Origin of the sequence: Microbacterium sp. NPDC057659 (assembly GCF_042799915.1) — a bacterium.
Lineage (GTDB): Bacteria > Actinomycetota > Actinomycetes > Actinomycetales > Microbacteriaceae > Microbacterium.
On sequence record NZ_JBHVHU010000002.1, the window covers coordinates 724669 to 742221 of the forward strand.

Consider the following 17553-nt stretch of genomic DNA (forward strand, 5'->3'; position numbering starts at 1 on the left):
GTGGATTCAGGCACGGTTCAGAAGCTGGTGACGAGGTCGCCGAGGACCTCCTTCAACTGCGTCGGATCGGTCGCGTCGTAGTAGTGCGCACCGGTCGCACCGGAGATGTCCTTCAGCGCCTTCACGTCCGCCTGCTCGCCGTAAGCGAGCGTGAAGATGAGCACCGGGGTGTTGTCGTGGTGCAGCCCCTCAAGGGTCTTCAGCATCTGCGCCGCGGTGGTGGTGTCGTGGTTGGTGTCGTTCTCGCCGTCGCTGAGCAGCACGATCGCGTTGATGTGGTCGCTCGCCCACGACGAGGCCTGCTTCTTCGCGAAGGTGTCGACCGCCTCGTACAGCGGGGTGTCGCCCATCGACGTGATGCCGTTCAGCTCGCTGACGAATTTCTTCTTCGTCTGGCGGATGTCGGCGACCGGCGTCAGCTGGCCGGGCACGAGCTTGCCGTCCTGGTTCTGTGCGAAGGCGGCCAGGCCCACGTCGTCGCCCTCGGTGAAGTGGTCGAGCGCAGCGCTCACCGCCTTCTTCGCCAGGGTCAGCCGGGTCTCCTTCCCCGTGACCGGCTCGTCCATCGAACCCGAGACGTCGAGCAGGAACAGCACGTTCGCGCGCTTGCGCACGTCGGGGAACGCCTTCTGCGCGGCCTCCATCACGACGGCCGTGGTGGACAGCTGGGCGGAGGCGCCTTCGGCGCTGAGATGAGCGGTCTCGGCGACCTGCTCGTCGACGTCGCGGTTGAGGTCGCGATAGCCCGCCTGACGCACGACACTCTGTCCCTCGGCGGACTGCGTGAAGCGGATGAAGTCCGCCGAGGCGGCCATCTCGTCGCCGTCGAGCCAGTCCCCGGTCACTCGCACGGCGGGGTTGTCGGCGGCGTAGGCACCGTCGGTCGGGTAGATCGGCACGAGCGGATCCGCCGGCGGCCGGCCGACGGCACGCGTGACGCCGTCGCGGCTGGTGATGCCGCGGTTGTAGTCCCAGATCGACTTCTCGTCGACGATGACGGCGGACAGGTAGTCGGCGGAAGACCCCTTCTCCTCCGCCTGGCGAGCGTGCCAGAGGAAGTGCTCGGGAGTGGCCATGTAGTGGCTGGTCGCGAGCTCCTGGTCGTGCACTCTGCGGCGCACATCCGGGTCGGCGATGTCGTCGGTGGTGACTGCGCCGACGTCGCCTGCGGCCACTCCGTATGACGCGAGCATCGCCGCGGCACCGGAGGTCGCGACGAGGGGACTCGTCTTGCCCAGCTTGAACGTGCCCCACTCCGGATGGCCGGCGTCGGTCCACACGTCGGGGTCGCCGGCGGCCCGGAAGATCTCGGCCCAGCTCGGCGCCTTCTTCGACCAGCCGATCGCGTCGACCAGCGACTGCGGCATCGCGGGGACGAGGTCGGAGTACGCGGTCAGGGTGCGCTTACCCAGCGGGGCCGTCTTGCCGGCGGACGCGATCCACATCGACGAGTCGGGCAGCCACACGGTGGGCCGGACGTCGGCCGCGAGACGGGCGAAGCCCTCGGCGGCGTCATCGGCGGCGACACCGGACTTGGACTTCGACGTCGTGACGCTCACGCACCTGCCGCCCACATCGCGCGGCTTCCCGTTGTAGGCCTTCGCGAGGTTCTCCACCATCTCGGCGTTCTCGAAAGACGACAGCACGCGCACCGCGGTGCACGGGCCCGCCCCCGCGGCAGCCGCCGGGGCATCCTTCGCGAACTCGATCGGCGCCGGGTCCTTCGCGACCGGTGCAGGCGGGGCCGCTGCTTCGGCTGCCCGGTCGTTCATCGACGACGCGATGCCGGCGGTCACCGCGGCCAGTGAGCCGAGCAGCACCGCGATGACTGCCACCATCGCGATCAGCACCGTGCGGCGGCGCTTCGCGGGCGGCGCGTCCGCCGTGCCGTCTGGCGGGGTCGCGCCGTGTCCCTCGATCTCGGCCAGTGCGAGGGGAAGAGTGGGAACACCCGAGGCCGGCCTGGTGCGCAGGCCGGATGCCGGAGCATCCGCTTCGGTGGCGCGGGCAGCGGATCCGACCGCGGCCGAGCGGGGCAGCGGACCGGATGCGGGCAGGTGCGGGCGCGGGCGAGCGCGCACCTGTGGCTCGTGCGTGATCGGCTTCGCGGGCAGCGCGACGTCACCTGTCGTCGGGTCGAACTCGATGTGCGTCGAGCGGCGCGGCGGAAGGGGGGTTTCGGGCATGGCGAGAGAATTCCGGTCGGGGGATCGGGCTCACGACCCACTGCAGCCTTCGGGTGACGGCGGGGGCGGTCGGCTTGATTATAGGGCGGCGCGCGGGCGGGAAAACAGGGGCGACGGCCGCGGATCTGGTATACCTCTGCGGTTCAGGCGCCGGAGGTGTTCAGCATGCCGATGATCACCGCCGTCCACCAGGCGACCTGCGAGGTGGACGCGCTGGACAGGCACCACAGCTTCAGGCGGGTCGGCGTCGCCGCGAAGCGGGTGTCCGGCGGCATCCTGTGCAGTTCGTCGGTGAGCCTGCCCAGCGCGACGCCGTTCATGGCGGCGACGAAGACCGCGGCCATCTTCAGGACGGTCAGCGGCGAATCCAGGGTCGGTTGCAGGAACGCGCCGGTGAACAGCAGCCCGACGATGCCGGCCCACGCCAGCGGCGTGACTGACTTCTCGAACACCCACAGCTCGCTGAGCTGCTGGGTGCCCATCACCCAGCGCAGGGCCTTCACGTCGAGCATCACGGTCGCGCCGAGTCCGGCGATGACGGATGCCAGGTGAGCGAACAGCATCGGCAGATGCATCCAGGGGGCGGGCTGGATCTGCGTGCTGATCCACAGCGACGCGAACATGCCCAGTGACACCATGAGATAGCCGACGGCACGGCGATGGCGGGCGAGCGATCGTTGCTCGTCGAGTGCGATGCTCACGAGCGACGCGTCTCCTCGGGTACGGAGTGGTGCATGAGCACCGCGCTGATTCTATTGCCGCATCGATCGAAAGATCGATGCCTAGGAGAGGTTTTTGGTAACGATCCTGCCTAACCTGGAGGGGACCCGACCCGAGGAGACCCGTGTTCACTGCTCCCGCGCGCCTGTTCCGCGTGCTCGCGATCGCCGAGGCGATCACCTGGACCCTGCTCATCAGTGCCCTGATCGCCCGCGCCGTCGGGGCTCCGCCGGTGCTGGTCACCGTGGCCGGCGGCATCCACGGCTTCGTGTTCCTCTCTTATGGCGCGACCGCCGTGCTGCTCGCCTTCCACCAGCGCTGGCACGTCGGCGTCGCGATCACCGCGATCGCCAGCGCGATCGTGCCCTATGCGACGATCCCCGCCGAGATCTGGCTGCACCGCACCGGCCGGCTGAAGGGCGAGTGGCGTCTGGAGGAGACCGACGACCCGCGCGACCGCACCTGGTACGACCGCACCATGCGCTGGTTCCTGCACCGGCCGTGGGTGCTGGCCGTGTTGATCCTCGTGGTCGTCGCGGCGATCTTCGCCGTGCTGCTGATGGTGGGGCCCCCGCAGCTTCCGGGGAAGTGAGGGCAGGCGCGCGTAGGGTCGAGCCATGTCTGTCGCCGCTGAGGAGCCGCGGACGGTCGTGCTGTTCGAGGGCAGGAGCGACCGGCTCGCGTTCGAGGCCGTCGCGCGCCGGCTCGGTGTGGACGTGGCGGGGGAGACGCTCGTCGAGCTGGGCGGCATCACCAACCTGCGCAGCTTCCTGACTCCGAGGCAGGGTACGGATGCTCAGGCGCTCGGACTGTACGACGGCGCGGAGCGCCAGTACGTCGCCCGGGTGCTGCGCGACATCGGAATGCTGCGCGGCGACGACCTCACTGTCGCCGGCTTCTTCGCCTGTGAGCGAGACCTCGAGGAGGAGGTCATCCGGGCCGCCGGACCTGAGCTCGTGCTCGAGACGCTCGCCGCCCGTGGCGAGCTCACGCGGTTCCGGGTGTTCCAGCGGCAGCCCGCGCAGCGCGTGCGCAGCCTCGAGGAACAGCTGCACCGGTTCGCCGGCACGGCATCCGGCCGTAAGTCGCGGTTCGCCGCCGACGTGATCGAAGCGGTGCCGATCGAGCGGATGCCGGGGCCGCTTGTCCGGTTGCTGGATTCGGTGCTGTCGGGAGTCGAATCCGCAGCTTCGCGTACCGCGTCACAAGCCGAATCGCACCGACCTGGGCCGTCTTGAGGCCGTCGTTCTTTCCCGCATAATGAACTCGGCGCCGATCTGTGATGTGTCGCCCGAATTCCGCGTTCACGATCGTCAGAAGGCCTGCAATGATGCTGCGTTTCTCAGCCCACCCACTTGTCGCAGTGGCCACCGCCCTCGCCCTGCTCCTCTCAGGAGTTGCGCCTGCTGCCGCCGCCGAGACGACGGGCAGCATCCAAGGCAGGATTCTGGATGCGTCGGGCGGGCTGCTCGTGCGCGGCGAGCGGAACATCACGATCGATCTCTACGGCGGAGACGAGGTGAAGACGCCGACGCTGAGCAAGGATGTCGTACTCACATCCGATGGCAGGTTCGAGGTGACAGGCGTTCCGGCGGGACGCTATGCGATCGCCTTTCGACCTGAGGATCCCCACCTGGCCGGGGAGTGGTGGGGCGACACACGCCATGCAAGAGATCGAGCGTTCGTCGACATCGCGTCCGGAGGTGCGGCACATGTCGAGGCGCGCCTGTCGGGCACCGTCGTGCTGGGCGGGGACATCACGCTTCGCGACATCCCGCACGACAGCCCATCCATCACGATCGCGGCCACGAGTGGAGACGCTGAGGTGGACGGCTGGCTAAGGTGGCGAATCACCAAAGGGCAAGCTGATCGGAGTTATCAGTTGTTCGTGATTCCCGGCGTCTACGATCTCTCGTTCGCGGACGAGTCCGGCGCATACAGGCCGCTCACGGTGCGCGGCGTGCAAGTGGGAGACCAAACGGTGGACAGAGACGTGACGCTGGCCGCCGCACGGGCATCGATCTCGGGGACGCTCAGCCTGAGGACGGCGACAGGTATGGTGCCGCTGCACGGCGGCTACCTCAAGACCTTTCAGTGGTCCGTCAGCCAGAACCGCTGGGTGCCGATCGACGCCTGCGGGGGGCGCGCATACCGTTCGGGCGACGTTGCCTGGTACGTCGAGGATTGCCTTGGACCGGGGCGCTACAAGCTGGCCATGGATTACAAGGGCCTGCTGACCTTCAGAGGGGGCGGAGATCTGCAGAGTGCGCCCGAGATTGTGCTGGCGGATTCACAGACACTGGTCGGTGTCGACTTCGTCGTGGACGATCCGGCGACGGTGTCAGGGATCGTCGCCACGAGATCCACTGACGGCACCGTCTCGACGATCTACGGCGGGCACGTCACCATCTGGCGGAAGACCGCGAACGGCGGACACGTTCGGGTGACGGGCGCGCTGCGCACCTACGGCCCGAACGACGAGACAACCGCGCAGGACGGTGAGTTCGAGGCGGCACTGGCACCCGGCACGTATGTGTTCAAGGTCTGGAGTGAAGGCTGGACCGAAGGTGCCACCTACCTGAACGGGTCGCGATTCTTCGAGGATGCCGCGGAGATCACGCTCGGGCTGGGGGAGAACCGCAGTCTGGGAACGGTCCTTCTGCCGAGACCGTCCTTCACCGTCGGCCGCGTCGCCGGCGCCGACAGGTTCGCCACGGCAGTCGCTGCCTCTAAGAAGGTCGTACCAACCGGGTCGCACGCGCGCGTCGTCTACCTCACCAACGCCTTCGACTTTCCGGACGCGCTGGCGGCGGGCCCCGCCGCGATGCGTACCGGCGGGGTAGTGCTCCCCGTCGCGAAGGCCACCGTGCCGAAGAACGTCGCTGATGAGCTGCGTCGGCTGAAGCCGACGAGGATCGTGCTCGCCGGCGGTGTAGGAGTGATCTCCGAGTCCGTGCGCGCGACTGTGACCGGCCTGCTCCCGTCGGCGACGATCGTGCGCCTGGGCGGAGCCGATCGGTACAGCACGGGCGACAAGATCGTGCGCGATGCGTTCGGCGGAGGCAGCAGATACGCGATCGTCGCGACGGGGGCGACCTATCCGGACGCGCTGGCGGCTGGACCGGCTGCCGGGCATCTCAAAGCGCCGGTGCTTCTGGTGGACGGCGCCAAGGGGCTGACCGCTGCGACCAAGGCCACACTCGCGAAGCTCGGGGTGAAGGATGTCTACATTGCGGGTGGTGTGGGCGTGGTGAGCAAGAGTATCGAGTCGGGGCTGCGAACGATGCTCGGCTCCGCGCACGTGAAGCGACTCTCCGGCAGCGACCGGGTGTTCACGGCTATCGCCATCAACGACGGGATCTTCGCCGACACGGATTACGGCTTCATGGCGAGTTCGGCGGGCTTCGCCGACGCGCTTGCCGGCGGAGTGCTGGCTGCGGCCAAGGGCGGCCCGCTGTATTTGGCGAACAAGGAATGCGTCAATGTCTACACACTCCAAAGTCTTCATGAGCGCAAGGTCGCGGGCCTGACGCTCCTCGGCGGCTCAGGCGTGCTCGGACGAGGTGTGGAGAAGTCCACTCAATGCCGGTAGAAGTCATCGCGGCGCACCACGAACGCTTCTACGTGCTCAGGCGCTCAGCGTAGGGAAGCTCCAGCTGCCGTCGGCGATCTCCGGGCGCGGGCGGTACAGCCGGACGAGGTAGTTCCAGCCCTCGGTGATCGGCAGCGCGTTCGGGGTGCCCTCCGGGTAGTCGCCGAACCGCACGGTGATCGTGCCGTCGTCGTTGCGGACGCCCGTGATGTTGTTGATCGTGTACGCGTCGCGGTCGTTCTTCTCGAAGAAGCCGCCGGCGTTGTAGACCGAGAGCGACCAGAATCCGTCGACCGGGACCTCCCCGACCGTGAGCTCGTACTGCCCTACCGGCAGGCGAGGGTCGACGCCGATGTAGGTCGCTTCGGAGGAGGGCAGGCCGCCCCAGCCCGCGGCGGTGCCGATCAGGTGGCGCACCGGGTCGACCTCGTCGCGCGTGCCGAACGTGCGATCGAAGGCGGCGAGGTTGCGGGCGAGCGCCAGCAGCGCGTTGCGCGTCTCGTCAAGGCTCGTGGCGTCGTAGTCGGGGGATTCGAAGGGTACGGCCGAGGCGCTGCTGAGCCCGATCTGGTCCTGCATCGAGGCGACGGCCGCCAGGTCGGCAGCATCGGCGGGGTCGACCAGGGTGCGCACCGCGACGACGACGTACGGGGTGTCGAACTGCTGCACGGTGAGCTCGTACTCGCCGGCATCATGGAAGATCTCGTTGATGTAGTGGTGCTCGTTCACGATCATCGCCGACAGATAGCGGTCGCCGTGCTCGGGGATCGTCAGTGTGGCGCCGGCGCTGATGTCGACGACCGCGAAGCTGTACAGGGTGTCGCGGTTCAGCCGGATCACGGTCTGCTTGTCGATGTCGGCCGGACGCCGGTTGTGCAGGAACCTGTTCACCCCGCCCGCGTCGCGCTGCAGGTCATGCATCATCCGGTGGGTCTCTGCAAGGGCGAAGTTATCGACGTTCACATGCACGCTCATGTGTTGATCGTGGCACAGACGGGGCGAGTTCAGGGCACTCCGGCGGGACATTCGAACTTGAGTGAACATCTATCAACTTTGAATTGACACCATCCGAGCCCCGGCGTACACTTGAGTCATCGCGACTCAGGTTTCTGGGTCGCAGCAGACTTCCCAGACAACAACCACAAGGAGAATCACATGGCACGTGCTGTCGGTATCGACCTCGGAACCACCAACTCCGTCGTCAGCGTCCTCGAGGGCGGCGAGCCCAAGGTCATCGCCAACGCCGAGGGTTTCCGCACCACCCCCTCGGTGGTCGCGTTCACCAAGGACGGGGAGGTGCTCGTCGGCGAGACCGCGAAGCGCCAGGCCGTCACCAACGTCGACCGCACGATCTCTTCGGTCAAGCGCCACATGGGCACCGACTGGACCACCGAGATCGACGGCAAGAAGTGGACCCCGCAGGAGATCTCCTCCCGCATCCTGCAGAAGCTGAAGCGCGACGCCGAGTCGTACCTGGGCGACACCGTGACCGACGCGGTCATCACCGTCCCGGCGTACTTCAACGACGCCGAGCGTCAGGCCACCAAGGAGGCCGGTGAGATCTCGGGCCTCAACGTCCTGCGCATCATCAACGAGCCCACCGCGGCCGCCCTGGCCTACGGCCTCGACAAGGGCAAGGAGGACGAGCTCATCCTCGTCTTCGACCTCGGTGGCGGCACCTTCGACGTCTCGCTGCTCGAGGTGGGCAAGGACGACGACTTCTCCACCATCCAGGTCCGCGCGACCGCCGGTGACAACCGCCTCGGCGGCGACGACTGGGACCAGCGCCTGGTCGACTACCTGATCAAGCAGTTCAAGGAGACCACCGGCGTCGACGTCTCGGGCGACAAGATCGCTCTGCAGCGTCTGAAGGAGGCCGCTGAGCAGGCCAAGAAGGAGCTCTCCTCCTCGACCAGCACCAGCGTCAACCTGCCGTACCTGTCGCTGACCGACAGCGGCCCCGTCTCGCTGAGCGAGACCGTCACCCGCGCCAAGTTCGAGGACCTCACCAAGGACCTCCTCGACCGCACCAAGAAGCCCTTCGAGGACGTCATCCGCGAGGCCAACATCAAGGTGTCCGACATCGACCACATCGTGCTCGTCGGCGGCTCGACCCGCATGCCGGCCGTGGCCGACCTGGTCAAGGCCGAGACCGGAAAGGACGCCAACAAGGGTGTCAACCCGGACGAGGTCGTCGCCGTGGGCGCCGCGCTGCAGGCCGGTGTGCTGAAGGGCGAGCGCAAGGACGTCCTGCTGATCGACGTCACCCCGCTGAGCCTCGGCATCGAGACCAAGGGCGGCATGATGACCAAGCTCATCGACCGCAACACCGCGATCCCGACCAAGCGCAGCGAGACCTTCACCACCGCCGACGACAACCAGCCGTCAGTGGCGATCCAGGTCTTCCAGGGCGAGCGCGAGTTCACCCGCGACAACAAGCCGCTGGGCACCTTCGAGCTGACCGGCATCGCGCCGGCTCCGCGCGGCATCCCGCAGATCGAGGTCACCTTCGACATCGACGCCAACGGCATCGTGCACGTGTCCGCCAAGGACAAGGGCACCGGCACCGAGAAGTCGATCGTCATCTCGGGCGGCTCGTCGCTGTCGAAGGACGACATCGAGCGCATGGTGCGCGAGGCCGAGGAGCACGCCGCCGAGGACAAGAAGCGTCGTGAGTCCGCCGAGACCCGCAACCAGGCCGAGACCCTGTCGTACTCGATCGAGAAGCTGATCAAGGACAACGAGGACAAGCTGCCCGAAGACGTGAAGACCGAGGTCCAGGCCGACGTCGACGCACTGAAGGCCGCGCTGGCCGGCGAGGACGACGACGCTGTGAAGACCGCGTTCGACAAGCTGAACCAGTCGCAGTCCAAGCTCGGCGAGGCGATCTACGCGCAGGGCCAGGCGGATGCCGCGGCCGGCGCCGCGCCCGAGGGCGACGCGCCCGCCGGTGACGCCTCCTCCGACGAGGACGTCATCGACGCCGAGGTCGTGGACGACGAGGACGAGAAGAAGTAACGATGACCGATAAGAACTTCGACGAAGTTCCTGAGGACGAGGGGTCGGATGCTGCGGCATCCGGCCCCGCGCCGCAGGACGACGCATCCGAGGCCGAAGAGCTGACGATCGACGACATCCTGAACGCCGAGCAGACCGCCGAGGCGGCTGCGGAGGACCACGCTCTGGAGGACGCCGAGAACGCCCTGCTCGTGGACCTGAAGCGCCTGCAGGCGGAGTACGCGAACTACCGTCGCCGCACCGAGGAGCAGCGCCACATCGAGATCCAGCGCGCGAAGGGCGAGGCCGCCAAGGGCCTGCTGCCCGTGCTGGACGACCTGGCGCGCGCCGAGCAGCACGGTGACCTCGGCGAGGGCTCGCCGTTCTACGCGATCGCGGAGAAGCTCCGCACCGTCGTCGAGCGCCTCGGCGTGGTCGCCTACGGCGCCGCCGGCGAGGAGTTCGACCCGCAGCAGCACGAGGCGATCTTCCAGCAGCCCACCCCCGGTGCCACCACGTCGACGATCCTCGAGGTCGTCGAGGTCGGCTACCGGCTGGGCGAAGTCGAACTGCGCCCGGCGAAGGTCGTGGTCGCCGTACCCGTGGAGTAGGTGATCGATGGCTAGTCAGGACTGGTTCGACAAGGACTTCTACAAGACGCTCGGCGTCAAGAAGGATGTCACCGACGCCGACCTCAAGAAGACGTACCGCAAGCTGGCGCGCAAGTACCACCCGGACTCCAACCCCGGTGACGCGAAGGCCGAGGCGACGTTCAAGGAGATCAGCGAGGCGTACTCGGTGCTCAGTGACCCTGAGCAGCGCAAGGAGTACGACGAGATCCGTGCCATGGGCTCGGGTGCGCGCTTCACCGCGCCCGGTGCCGGTGGGGCCGGCGGCTTCGAGGACGTGTTCAGCCGGTTCGGACAGAGCCGTGGGCAGCAGGCCGACTTCGACGACATCTTCGCGATGTTCAATCAGGGCGGTGGTGGCGGCTCGTTCGGCTCCGGCCGGTTCGGGCAGACGTCCGGTGGATTCCGCGGCTTCGGAGGCCCGCAGCGCGGCGCCGACGTGACCGCGCGCACCACGCTCGACTTCGTCACCGCGGCCAAGGGCGAGACGATCTCGCTGCAGTCCGAGGACGGCAAGCCGTTCAAGGTGAAGATCCCCGCCGGCGTCGCCGACGGACAGAAGATCCGGCTGCGCGGCCGCGGCCGTCCGTCACCGGACGGCGGAGAGAACGGCGACATCGTGGTGCAGATCACGGTGCGCCCGCATCCGGTGTTCACCCGTGACGGGCAGAACCTGCGTCTGACCGTCCCGGTGACGTTCACCGAGGCCGCACTCGGCGCGACCATCGAGGTGCCGACGCTGGACGGCGAGAACGTCAAGCTGCGGGTCGCCCCCGGCACGCCCTCGGGGCGGGTGCTGCGCGTCAAGGGCCGCGGCATCACCACGAAGAAGGGCACCGGCGACCTGCTCGCCGAACTGCAGGTGGCGGTTCCGTCGCACCTCGACGAGGCCGCCAAGGCTGCTCTGGAGGCCTTCCAGGCCGCCGAGCCGAAGGAGAACCCGCGCGCCGAGATGATGGCGAAGGCGCGGGCATGAAGGTGATGGGGATGGATGCCGACGAGGATGCTCCGGTCTACGCGATTGCGGTCGCGGCCGAGCTCTCCGGCATGCATCCCCAGACCCTGCGGCAGTACGACCGCATCGGCCTGGTCGTGCCCGGCCGCACACGCGGCGGCTCGCGCCGCTACTCGCCGCGCGACATCGTGCAGTTGCGCGAGGTCGCCCGGCTCTCCGCCGACGGCATGAGTCTGCCGGCGATCGCGCGCCTGCTCGATCTGGAGGACGAGGTGCGCGCGCTGCGCCACCGCGTGCGCGAGCTGGAGCAGACGCTGGATGCCGAGCGGCGCAGCCGCCCCGGCGTCCGGGTGTTCGCCGCGGCGACGAGCGGTCAGGTCGTGACCGTGCCGTCCGGCCGCCGCATCCGCCGCTCCACCGAGGTCATGCTGTGGAGCCCGCACCTGCCGTCCGAGGGCCCCGAGGACTGAGCCTCAGAGCCCCAGCACGGCCTTCGCGATCAGGAAGTAGATCACCAGGCCGGTGGCGTCGACGAACGTCGTGATGAACGGGTTCGAGAACACGGCAGGATCGACCCTGATCGCCCGCGCGGCGAGCGGCATCATGCCGCCGACGGATGCCGCGACGGTGCAGACCGCCACCAGCGTCAGCCCGATCACCAGGCCGACGTGCCACTCGTAGACGAGGCCCGCGATCGCGAAGCCGAGCAGTCCGAGCAGCAGCCCGAGGCAGAATCCCGTGCGCACCTCCCGGGAGAGCACCTTCAGCACGTCGCGCGGAGCGACCTCGCCGAGAGCGAGCGAGCGCGTCACGGTGGTCGCGGCCTGGTTTCCGGTGTTGCCGCCGGTGCCGATCAGCAGCGGCACGAACAGCGCGAGCACGGTCATCTGGGCGAGCGTCGCCTCGAAGGTGTCGAGCACCTGCACGGTCAGCGTCGCGCCGACCGCGAGCACCAGCAGCCACACCACGCGTGAGCGCACCAGCCTGGTGATCGGCGTGGACAGGTACGAGCGGCGCAGCGGCTCCACGCCGCCCTGCCGTGCGGCATCCTCGCTCTCCTCCTGCTTGAGGATGCGTGCCGCGTCGTCGATCGTGAGGATGCCGACCAGCCGGTCCTCGCCGTCGACGACGGGCAGCGCGAGCAGACCGTAGTCGGTGGTGCGGCGAGCCGCTGTCTCGGCGTCCTCCGAGACGACGGCGATGTGCGGATCGTCGTTCATGAGGTCGCCGATCAGCGCGTCATCCGAGGCGCCCATCAGGTCGCGCAGGCTGACCACGCCGACCACCCGGCGGCCATGGTCGGTCACCGGCAGCGTGTAGATCGTCTCGGCGTCCTCGAGCGCGGCGCGCACGCGCGCCATCGTCTCGGCGACGGTGAGCTGCGGGTGCGTCGTCACGAACTCCGGGCTCATCCGGCGCCCGATCGAGTCCTGCGGGTAGCCGAGCATGCCCGAGGTGAGGTCGCGCTCCTGCCTGGTCAGGCCGCGCAGCAGGCGCGGGGCGACGGATGCCGGCAGCTCGTCGAGCAGCCAGACCCGGTCATCCGGGTCCATCTCGGCGAACAGGGTGGTCACCTCGGCATTGCGCAGCGCCTGCACCAGGTCGCCCTGCGTGCCGGGCGAGAGCGCCTCGAACACCTCGAGCGCCCTGCCCTTCGCGAGCAGACGGTAGACGATCGCGGCATCCTCGATGCTGAGCCGGTCGACGAGTTCGACGACCTCGGGGACCGCGAGCGGGGTGAGCACGGCGGATGCGCCGGCGAGATCGTTCTGGGAGAGGAGCTGGCCGATCGTGTCGGCGGCCTCGGCCACGTTCTGAAGCTGCGTGGGGGTCATGAGTGTGCCTTCGCAGAGAAAGCCGCCCCACCGCGGCGATCAGTTCGGGCTGATCAGCGGTGCGGAGCGGAAGCGGATGGGTGAGACGCGTCTGCGACTGTGACTGTCACTGGACATGGGGCACCACCTCGCTTCCTGGTTCTTCGGAGGAACAGACCGCCTACAGCTTAGTCCAGAGGCTCGACCGCGAACCTGAATGTGGCGCCCTGCCGGAAGGGCTCGACGATCTCGAAGTTCTCGTAGGCGGGACCGCCGGGGATCTCGGATGCGCTCGCCCAGTACGACCAGCGTGCGTTGACCTGGGCCCGCAGGTCGGGATGCGGGTGATCGACGCGCCAGATCTGCCGTGCGCGCCGACCGACGAAGCGCCAGTGGTCGGCGGTGTCGCCGGCGTACGTCACGGACCACGGGTCGCTCTCGTCGCCGGTGGCGCTCACCTCCGCGGTGGCGCCGTCACGGTGCAGTTCGGCGAGCCGGAACCCGGCATGCTCGGTGAATCCGGTGCCGGAGAACTCCGGCCACAGCGTCCGCGGCTCGACGACTCGGTCTGCGAGTTCCAGTCGGCGCAGCCTCGCCCAGTTGCCCATCGTCGCCGAGAGGATCAGCCGGTCGAGCGGGGCCGAGCCCTCGTTGGCGAACCCCGCGACCTCGACCTCGTGCGGACGGTCGGCGCGGAAGCGCACTCGCACATGCACGTCGGCGCCGTCATCGAAGCGCTCCACCCCGATCCAGACCGTCAGATGCTCGATGCCGTCGACCTGCTCGACCGTGCCGCGGGCAGGTGCAGCGGGATCGCCTGGCATCTCGGTGTCGGGACTGTCAGAGGACCAGAACCGCTTGCCCCGTTCTCCGGGGTCGAGAGTGCTCGGCTCGAGCTCCGAGTAGCCCCTGGTGTCCGAGCCCTCGACAACGGGTTCGACGGCGATGAAGTTCACCAGCCGTTCGCGCGGATGGTCCAGGTAGGGCGTGAACACGCGCAGCAGACCACGCGGCCCTGGGATCGGGTGCAGGCCGATCTGCAGGCCCTCAGGATGCCCCCATCGCGGCTCGGCCGGGCGCTCAGCGGTGGGTCGCAGCCATACGGTCACGGGTGTCGCCTTCGTTCGAGAGCGGGTGATCAGAGCCACGGTAACGGATTGAAATCGATTTCTCAACGGGTTGCTGCTGCGTCAGTAAGCGCGGTGTATCGGCGGGGAGCATCCGCTCGTGCGCCCGTTGGTTCCGCATGCGGCACTCTCTTGTGCCTGAAATCGATTTCGTCTAACGTGGCGTCTACCCGGTCGACGGCGCCCGTCGGCCGAGCCTCGGCACCTGCCGATCACAGCAACGATTCGAGGACGAGTCGAGTTCCTGAGGAGGAACCATGGCAATCAACACTTCCCGGACGCGGAGGGCGGCCCTCTCGGCCCTCGGCGTCATCACGGCCGTCGGTCTGCTCGCCGGCTGCGGCTCTGGCACTCCTGGCGAAGCGGCCGGCGGCGGCGGTGGCAGTGAGGGCGTCACGACCATCCAGTTCTGGCACCGCACCTTCACCCCCGTCGAGAACGACTGGTACAAGGACATCGTCAAGAAGTTCAACGCGTCCCAGAAGGAGATCAAGGTCGTCGACACCGAGGTGCCGGCCGACGCCTGGGACCAGAAGATGAAGGCCGCCCAGGCCGCAGGCAAGGCACCCGACATCTACACGCACTCCGGCAGCATCCAGGATGCCGTGAACGCCGGCCAGCTCTATGAGCTGAACAAGGTGGTCGACCAGTCGAAGCTCGATGAGATCATCGACCCCGCGCAGCCGGTCTCCCAGATCGGCGGCAAGTACTACGCCTACCCGCTGCTGCTCGAGCCGCAGACCGTGCTGTTCTGGAACAAGGCGATGCTCGACAAGGCCGGCGTCGACTCCACGAAGGGTCCGGAGACCTGGGACGACCTGCTCGCGGCCTGCGCCAAGATCCAGCCCACGCTCGCGAAGGGCACGTACTGCATCTCACCGGCATCCGATGCTGCGACCTTCGCGTGGTCGACCGTCGGTCAGCAGTACAACTTCGCCGGGCACACCGCTCTGACCGATGACTGGACCAAGCCGGACATCAACAACGACGGCTACAAGGACCTGATGTCGAAGTACAAGACGCTCTGGGACAAGGGCTACATGCCGAAGCAGGCGCTCGCCGCCTACGTCGAGGGCAAGGACTTCGGTCAGCAGAAGGTCGCCTTCAAGGTGTCCGGCTCCTGGATGATGTCCGAGATCGGTTCGGACTACAAGGACATGCTCTCCAACACCGGCGTCGGTGCCTTCCCGAACGCCGCGAACGCCGATGGCCGCACCGCGACCACGCTGGGCAACTTCAAGTGGGTCATCGACGCGAAGAGCAAGAACGCCGAGGCGGCAGGCAAGTTCCTGGAGTGGTCGCTGGCCGGTGACCCGCAGAACCTCGTGCCCTTCTTCGTGGGCACGCAGTTCACGAAGGTGCCGGTGCGCGCATCGGTGCAGGAGGCCGTCGCAGCGGATGAGAAGGCTGCGGATGCTCCGTGGTCGAAGGTCGTCATCGATGACATCGCTCCCACGGCGATCCCTGAGCCGACCTACCCCTGGGATGTCTCGCTCGCCGTCGGCACCGCGATGGAGACCGTGATGAAGGGCGCCGCATCGCCGGACAAGGCGATCGCCACCGCCGAGGCCGCCATCCAGAAGGTCATCGACCGCGACAAGCTGCCCGAGAAGGCACCGAAGAACTGATCAAGGACGGTGCCGGGGGGCGGGACCCGACCCACCCCCGGCACCGGCATGCACGGACGAGACGGGATCGACGATGACGACCGCTGTGAGAGAAGACCGCCGGCAGCAGCGCCTGCGACACGACCGCTACCAGTACCGGGACACGAAGCTCGCCTTCCTGATGCTGGCCCCGCTGCTGATCCTGCTGGGGATCTTCGTGATCTGGCCGGCGATCTACGCCGGATACCTGTCGTTCCAGGACTGGAGCTTCTACAAGGATCCGGTGTTCGTCGGATGGAAGAACTTCGCCGACGTGCTCAGCGATCCGCTGTTCCTCGCGACGATCGGCCGCGGATTCGTCTTCGTCCTGATGACCGTGCCGCCGATGCTCATCCTGGCCTACCTCTTCGCCAGCCTGGTTGTGAGCGTGTCGAAGAAGTTCGCCAGCATCCTCAAGGTCAGCATCTACATCCCGACGATCATCTCCTCGGTGATCGCCTCGATCATCTTCGTGCTGATCTACGACTACTCCGGCGGTCTGCTGAACGCCTTCCTCGGCCTCTTCGGCATCGAGCCGATCGCCTGGCTGGGCGATCCTTCCTGGGCGCTGTTCGCGATCGCGATCCCGGCCATCTGGCTGGGCATGGGGCTCACCTCGCTGATCATGGTCGCGGCGATGGTCGACATCCCCACCGAGTACTACGAGGCGGCCGCCATGGAGGGCGCCGGGTGGTGGCAGAAGACGCGGTACATCACCATCCCGCAGATGAAGAACGTGTTCCTCTACCTGCTGGTGACGGGATTCGTCGCGGCCATCCAGCAGTTCGAGCTGCCGCTGGTGATGACGCAGGGAGGGCCGCTGGACTCGACCACGCTGCCGAACCTGTTCATCTTCAACCACTTCCGCAACGACATCAACGTCGGCTACTCGATCGCCGCGGCGCTGCTGCTGTTCGTCGTGCTCGGCTCGGTGTCGGCACTCGTGTTCAAGTTCGTCAACTCCGAGAGGCTGGTCGACTGATGGCCGTCATGCAGGGTGAGACCACCCGGATCGTCCTCGCAGGCAAAGAGCCGCGCAAGACCCGGATGCCGAGGACCTCGGGCGGCTGGGTGACGCTGGTCTTCAAGGTGCTGGCCGGCGCCGCCTTCGTACTCGCCGCACTGTTCCCACTGGCCTGGATGGTCATCGCCGGCTTCAAGTCCAAGACCGAGGTCATCCAGACGCCGTTCCAGTTCTTCCCCGAGGTGTGGAAGTGGCAGAACTACGCGCAGATCCTCGCCGACCCGACCTTCGCCACGACGATGGGATGGACCTTCCTGGGCGCCGTGCTGTTCACGGTGCTGAGCCTGACGGTGAACTCCTTCGCGGCGTACGTCTTCGCCAGGCTGGACTTCCGGTTCAAGCGCACCATGTGGGTGATCGTCATCACCACGATGTTCATCCCCGGCATGACCATCCTGCTGACGAGCTTCATCGTGGTGACGAGGCTGTCGATGCTGGACACCCTTGCGGTGCTGGTGATCCCGGGCGCCGCGTCCGCCGCATCCGTGTTCTTCATCCGGCAGTTCTATCTGAACATCCCGGCCAGCCTCGAAGAGGCGGCGATGCTCGACGGCTGCGGGCGTTTCGGCATCTTCTGGCGCATCTTCCTGCCGCTGTCGAAGCCGCCGTTCGTCGTGATGGGCATCACCGCGTTCCTCGCCTACTGGAACTCGTATGTCTGGCCGATCATGACGATCACCACGCCGGAGCGGTTCGTGGTGCAGCAGTACCTCGCGACGTTCCGCTCCGAGCGCAGCACCGAACTGGGCCTGCTGATGGCGGGCTCGGTGCTCGCCGCTGCGCCGGTCGTGATCCTGTTCCTCATCTTCCAGCGCCAGATCATCGGAAACATCAAGATGGCCGGGCTCAAGTAGTCTCACCGG

The 17553-nt window shown here is 67.5% G+C and carries 15 protein-coding genes; 10 read left to right on the forward strand and 5 right to left on the reverse strand.

Features of this window, described 5'->3' with window-relative positions; translation table 11 throughout:
• Nucleotides 1-17 precede the first annotated feature (17 nt).
• Entirely contained in the window at nt 18-2186 is a 2169-nt protein-coding gene (locus ACFVAE_RS11985; protein ID WP_378892188.1) for a VWA domain-containing protein, read from the reverse strand.
• A gap of 143 nt (nt 2187-2329) precedes the next feature.
• A complete protein-coding gene (locus ACFVAE_RS11990; protein WP_378892190.1) occupies nt 2330-2887 on the reverse strand; it encodes a hypothetical protein in 558 nt (185 codons plus the stop codon).
• A 143-nt stretch (nt 2888-3030) separates the two neighbouring features.
• On the opposite strand from ACFVAE_RS11990, the gene ACFVAE_RS11995 reads away from it, so the two are divergent.
• The 3 genes from ACFVAE_RS11995 (at nt 3031) to ACFVAE_RS12005 (ending at nt 6498) form a co-directional block, all read left to right on the forward strand.
• Nucleotides 3031-3498 (forward strand): DUF3817 domain-containing protein, encoded by a 468-nt coding sequence (locus ACFVAE_RS11995; RefSeq protein WP_378892193.1) that lies wholly within the window; start codon nt 3031-3033, stop codon nt 3496-3498.
• A 25-nt stretch (nt 3499-3523) separates the two neighbouring features.
• Entirely contained in the window at nt 3524-4144 is a 621-nt protein-coding gene (locus ACFVAE_RS12000) for an ATP-dependent endonuclease (protein WP_378892196.1), read from the forward strand.
• A 125-nt stretch (nt 4145-4269) separates the two neighbouring features.
• Nucleotides 4270-6498, forward strand: coding sequence for a cell wall-binding repeat-containing protein (locus ACFVAE_RS12005; protein WP_378892198.1), 2229 nt, complete (start codon nt 4270-4272; stop codon nt 6496-6498).
• 36 nt (nt 6499-6534) lie between these two features.
• Here ACFVAE_RS12005 and ACFVAE_RS12010 read toward each other — a convergent pair whose 3' ends face one another.
• Nucleotides 6535-7473, reverse strand: coding sequence for a DUF1214 domain-containing protein (locus ACFVAE_RS12010; protein WP_378892201.1), 939 nt, complete (start codon nt 7471-7473; stop codon nt 6535-6537).
• Between the two features lie 180 nt (nt 7474-7653).
• Between ACFVAE_RS12010 and dnaK the strand changes: the two genes are divergently transcribed.
• Genes dnaK through ACFVAE_RS12030 form a run of 4 tightly spaced genes read left to right on the forward strand, consistent with a single transcriptional unit; the run spans nt 7654 to nt 11549 of the window.
• The gene (gene dnaK, locus ACFVAE_RS12015; protein WP_378892203.1) at nt 7654-9516 is read left to right on the forward strand and encodes a molecular chaperone DnaK; all 1863 of its coding nucleotides are present in this window, start codon (nt 7654-7656) and stop codon (nt 9514-9516) included.
• Between the two features lie 2 nt (nt 9517-9518).
• Nucleotides 9519-10106: a nucleotide exchange factor GrpE gene (locus ACFVAE_RS12020; protein ID WP_378892205.1), complete on the forward strand. Its 588-nt coding sequence runs from the start codon at nt 9519-9521 to the stop codon at nt 10104-10106.
• A gap of 7 nt (nt 10107-10113) precedes the next feature.
• On the forward strand, nt 10114-11100 hold the full coding sequence (locus tag ACFVAE_RS12025) for a DnaJ C-terminal domain-containing protein (protein ID WP_378892208.1): 987 nt from the start codon (nt 10114-10116) through the stop codon (nt 11098-11100).
• The gene (locus ACFVAE_RS12030; RefSeq protein ID WP_378892210.1) at nt 11097-11549 is read left to right on the forward strand and encodes a heat shock protein transcriptional repressor HspR; all 453 of its coding nucleotides are present in this window, start codon (nt 11097-11099) and stop codon (nt 11547-11549) included. Before ACFVAE_RS12025 ends, ACFVAE_RS12030 begins: the two co-directional genes overlap by 4 nt.
• A 3-nt stretch (nt 11550-11552) precedes the next feature.
• Here the strand turns inward: ACFVAE_RS12030 and mgtE are convergent, their stop codons facing one another.
• Nucleotides 11553-12914: a magnesium transporter gene (gene mgtE / locus ACFVAE_RS12035; protein WP_378892214.1), complete on the reverse strand. Its 1362-nt coding sequence runs from the start codon at nt 12912-12914 to the stop codon at nt 11553-11555.
• Nucleotides 12915-13081: 167 nt separating this feature from the next.
• A complete protein-coding gene (locus ACFVAE_RS12040; RefSeq protein ID WP_378892216.1) occupies nt 13082-14002 on the reverse strand; it encodes a hypothetical protein in 921 nt (306 codons plus the stop codon).
• A gap of 275 nt (nt 14003-14277) precedes the next feature.
• Between ACFVAE_RS12040 and ACFVAE_RS12045 the strand changes: the two genes are divergently transcribed.
• The 3 genes from ACFVAE_RS12045 (at nt 14278) to ACFVAE_RS12055 (ending at nt 17544) form a co-directional block, all read left to right on the forward strand.
• Entirely contained in the window at nt 14278-15648 is a 1371-nt protein-coding gene (locus tag ACFVAE_RS12045; protein WP_378892218.1) for an ABC transporter substrate-binding protein, read from the forward strand.
• 73 nt (nt 15649-15721) lie between these two features.
• Complete coding sequence (locus ACFVAE_RS12050; RefSeq protein WP_378892220.1) at nt 15722-16648, forward strand: carbohydrate ABC transporter permease; 927 nt, start codon at nt 15722-15724, stop codon at nt 16646-16648.
• On the forward strand, nt 16648-17544 hold the full coding sequence (locus ACFVAE_RS12055) for a carbohydrate ABC transporter permease (RefSeq protein WP_378892222.1): 897 nt from the start codon (nt 16648-16650) through the stop codon (nt 17542-17544). The genes ACFVAE_RS12050 and ACFVAE_RS12055 overlap by 1 nt, the downstream gene beginning before the upstream one ends.
• Nucleotides 17545-17553: the final 9 nt, after the last annotated feature.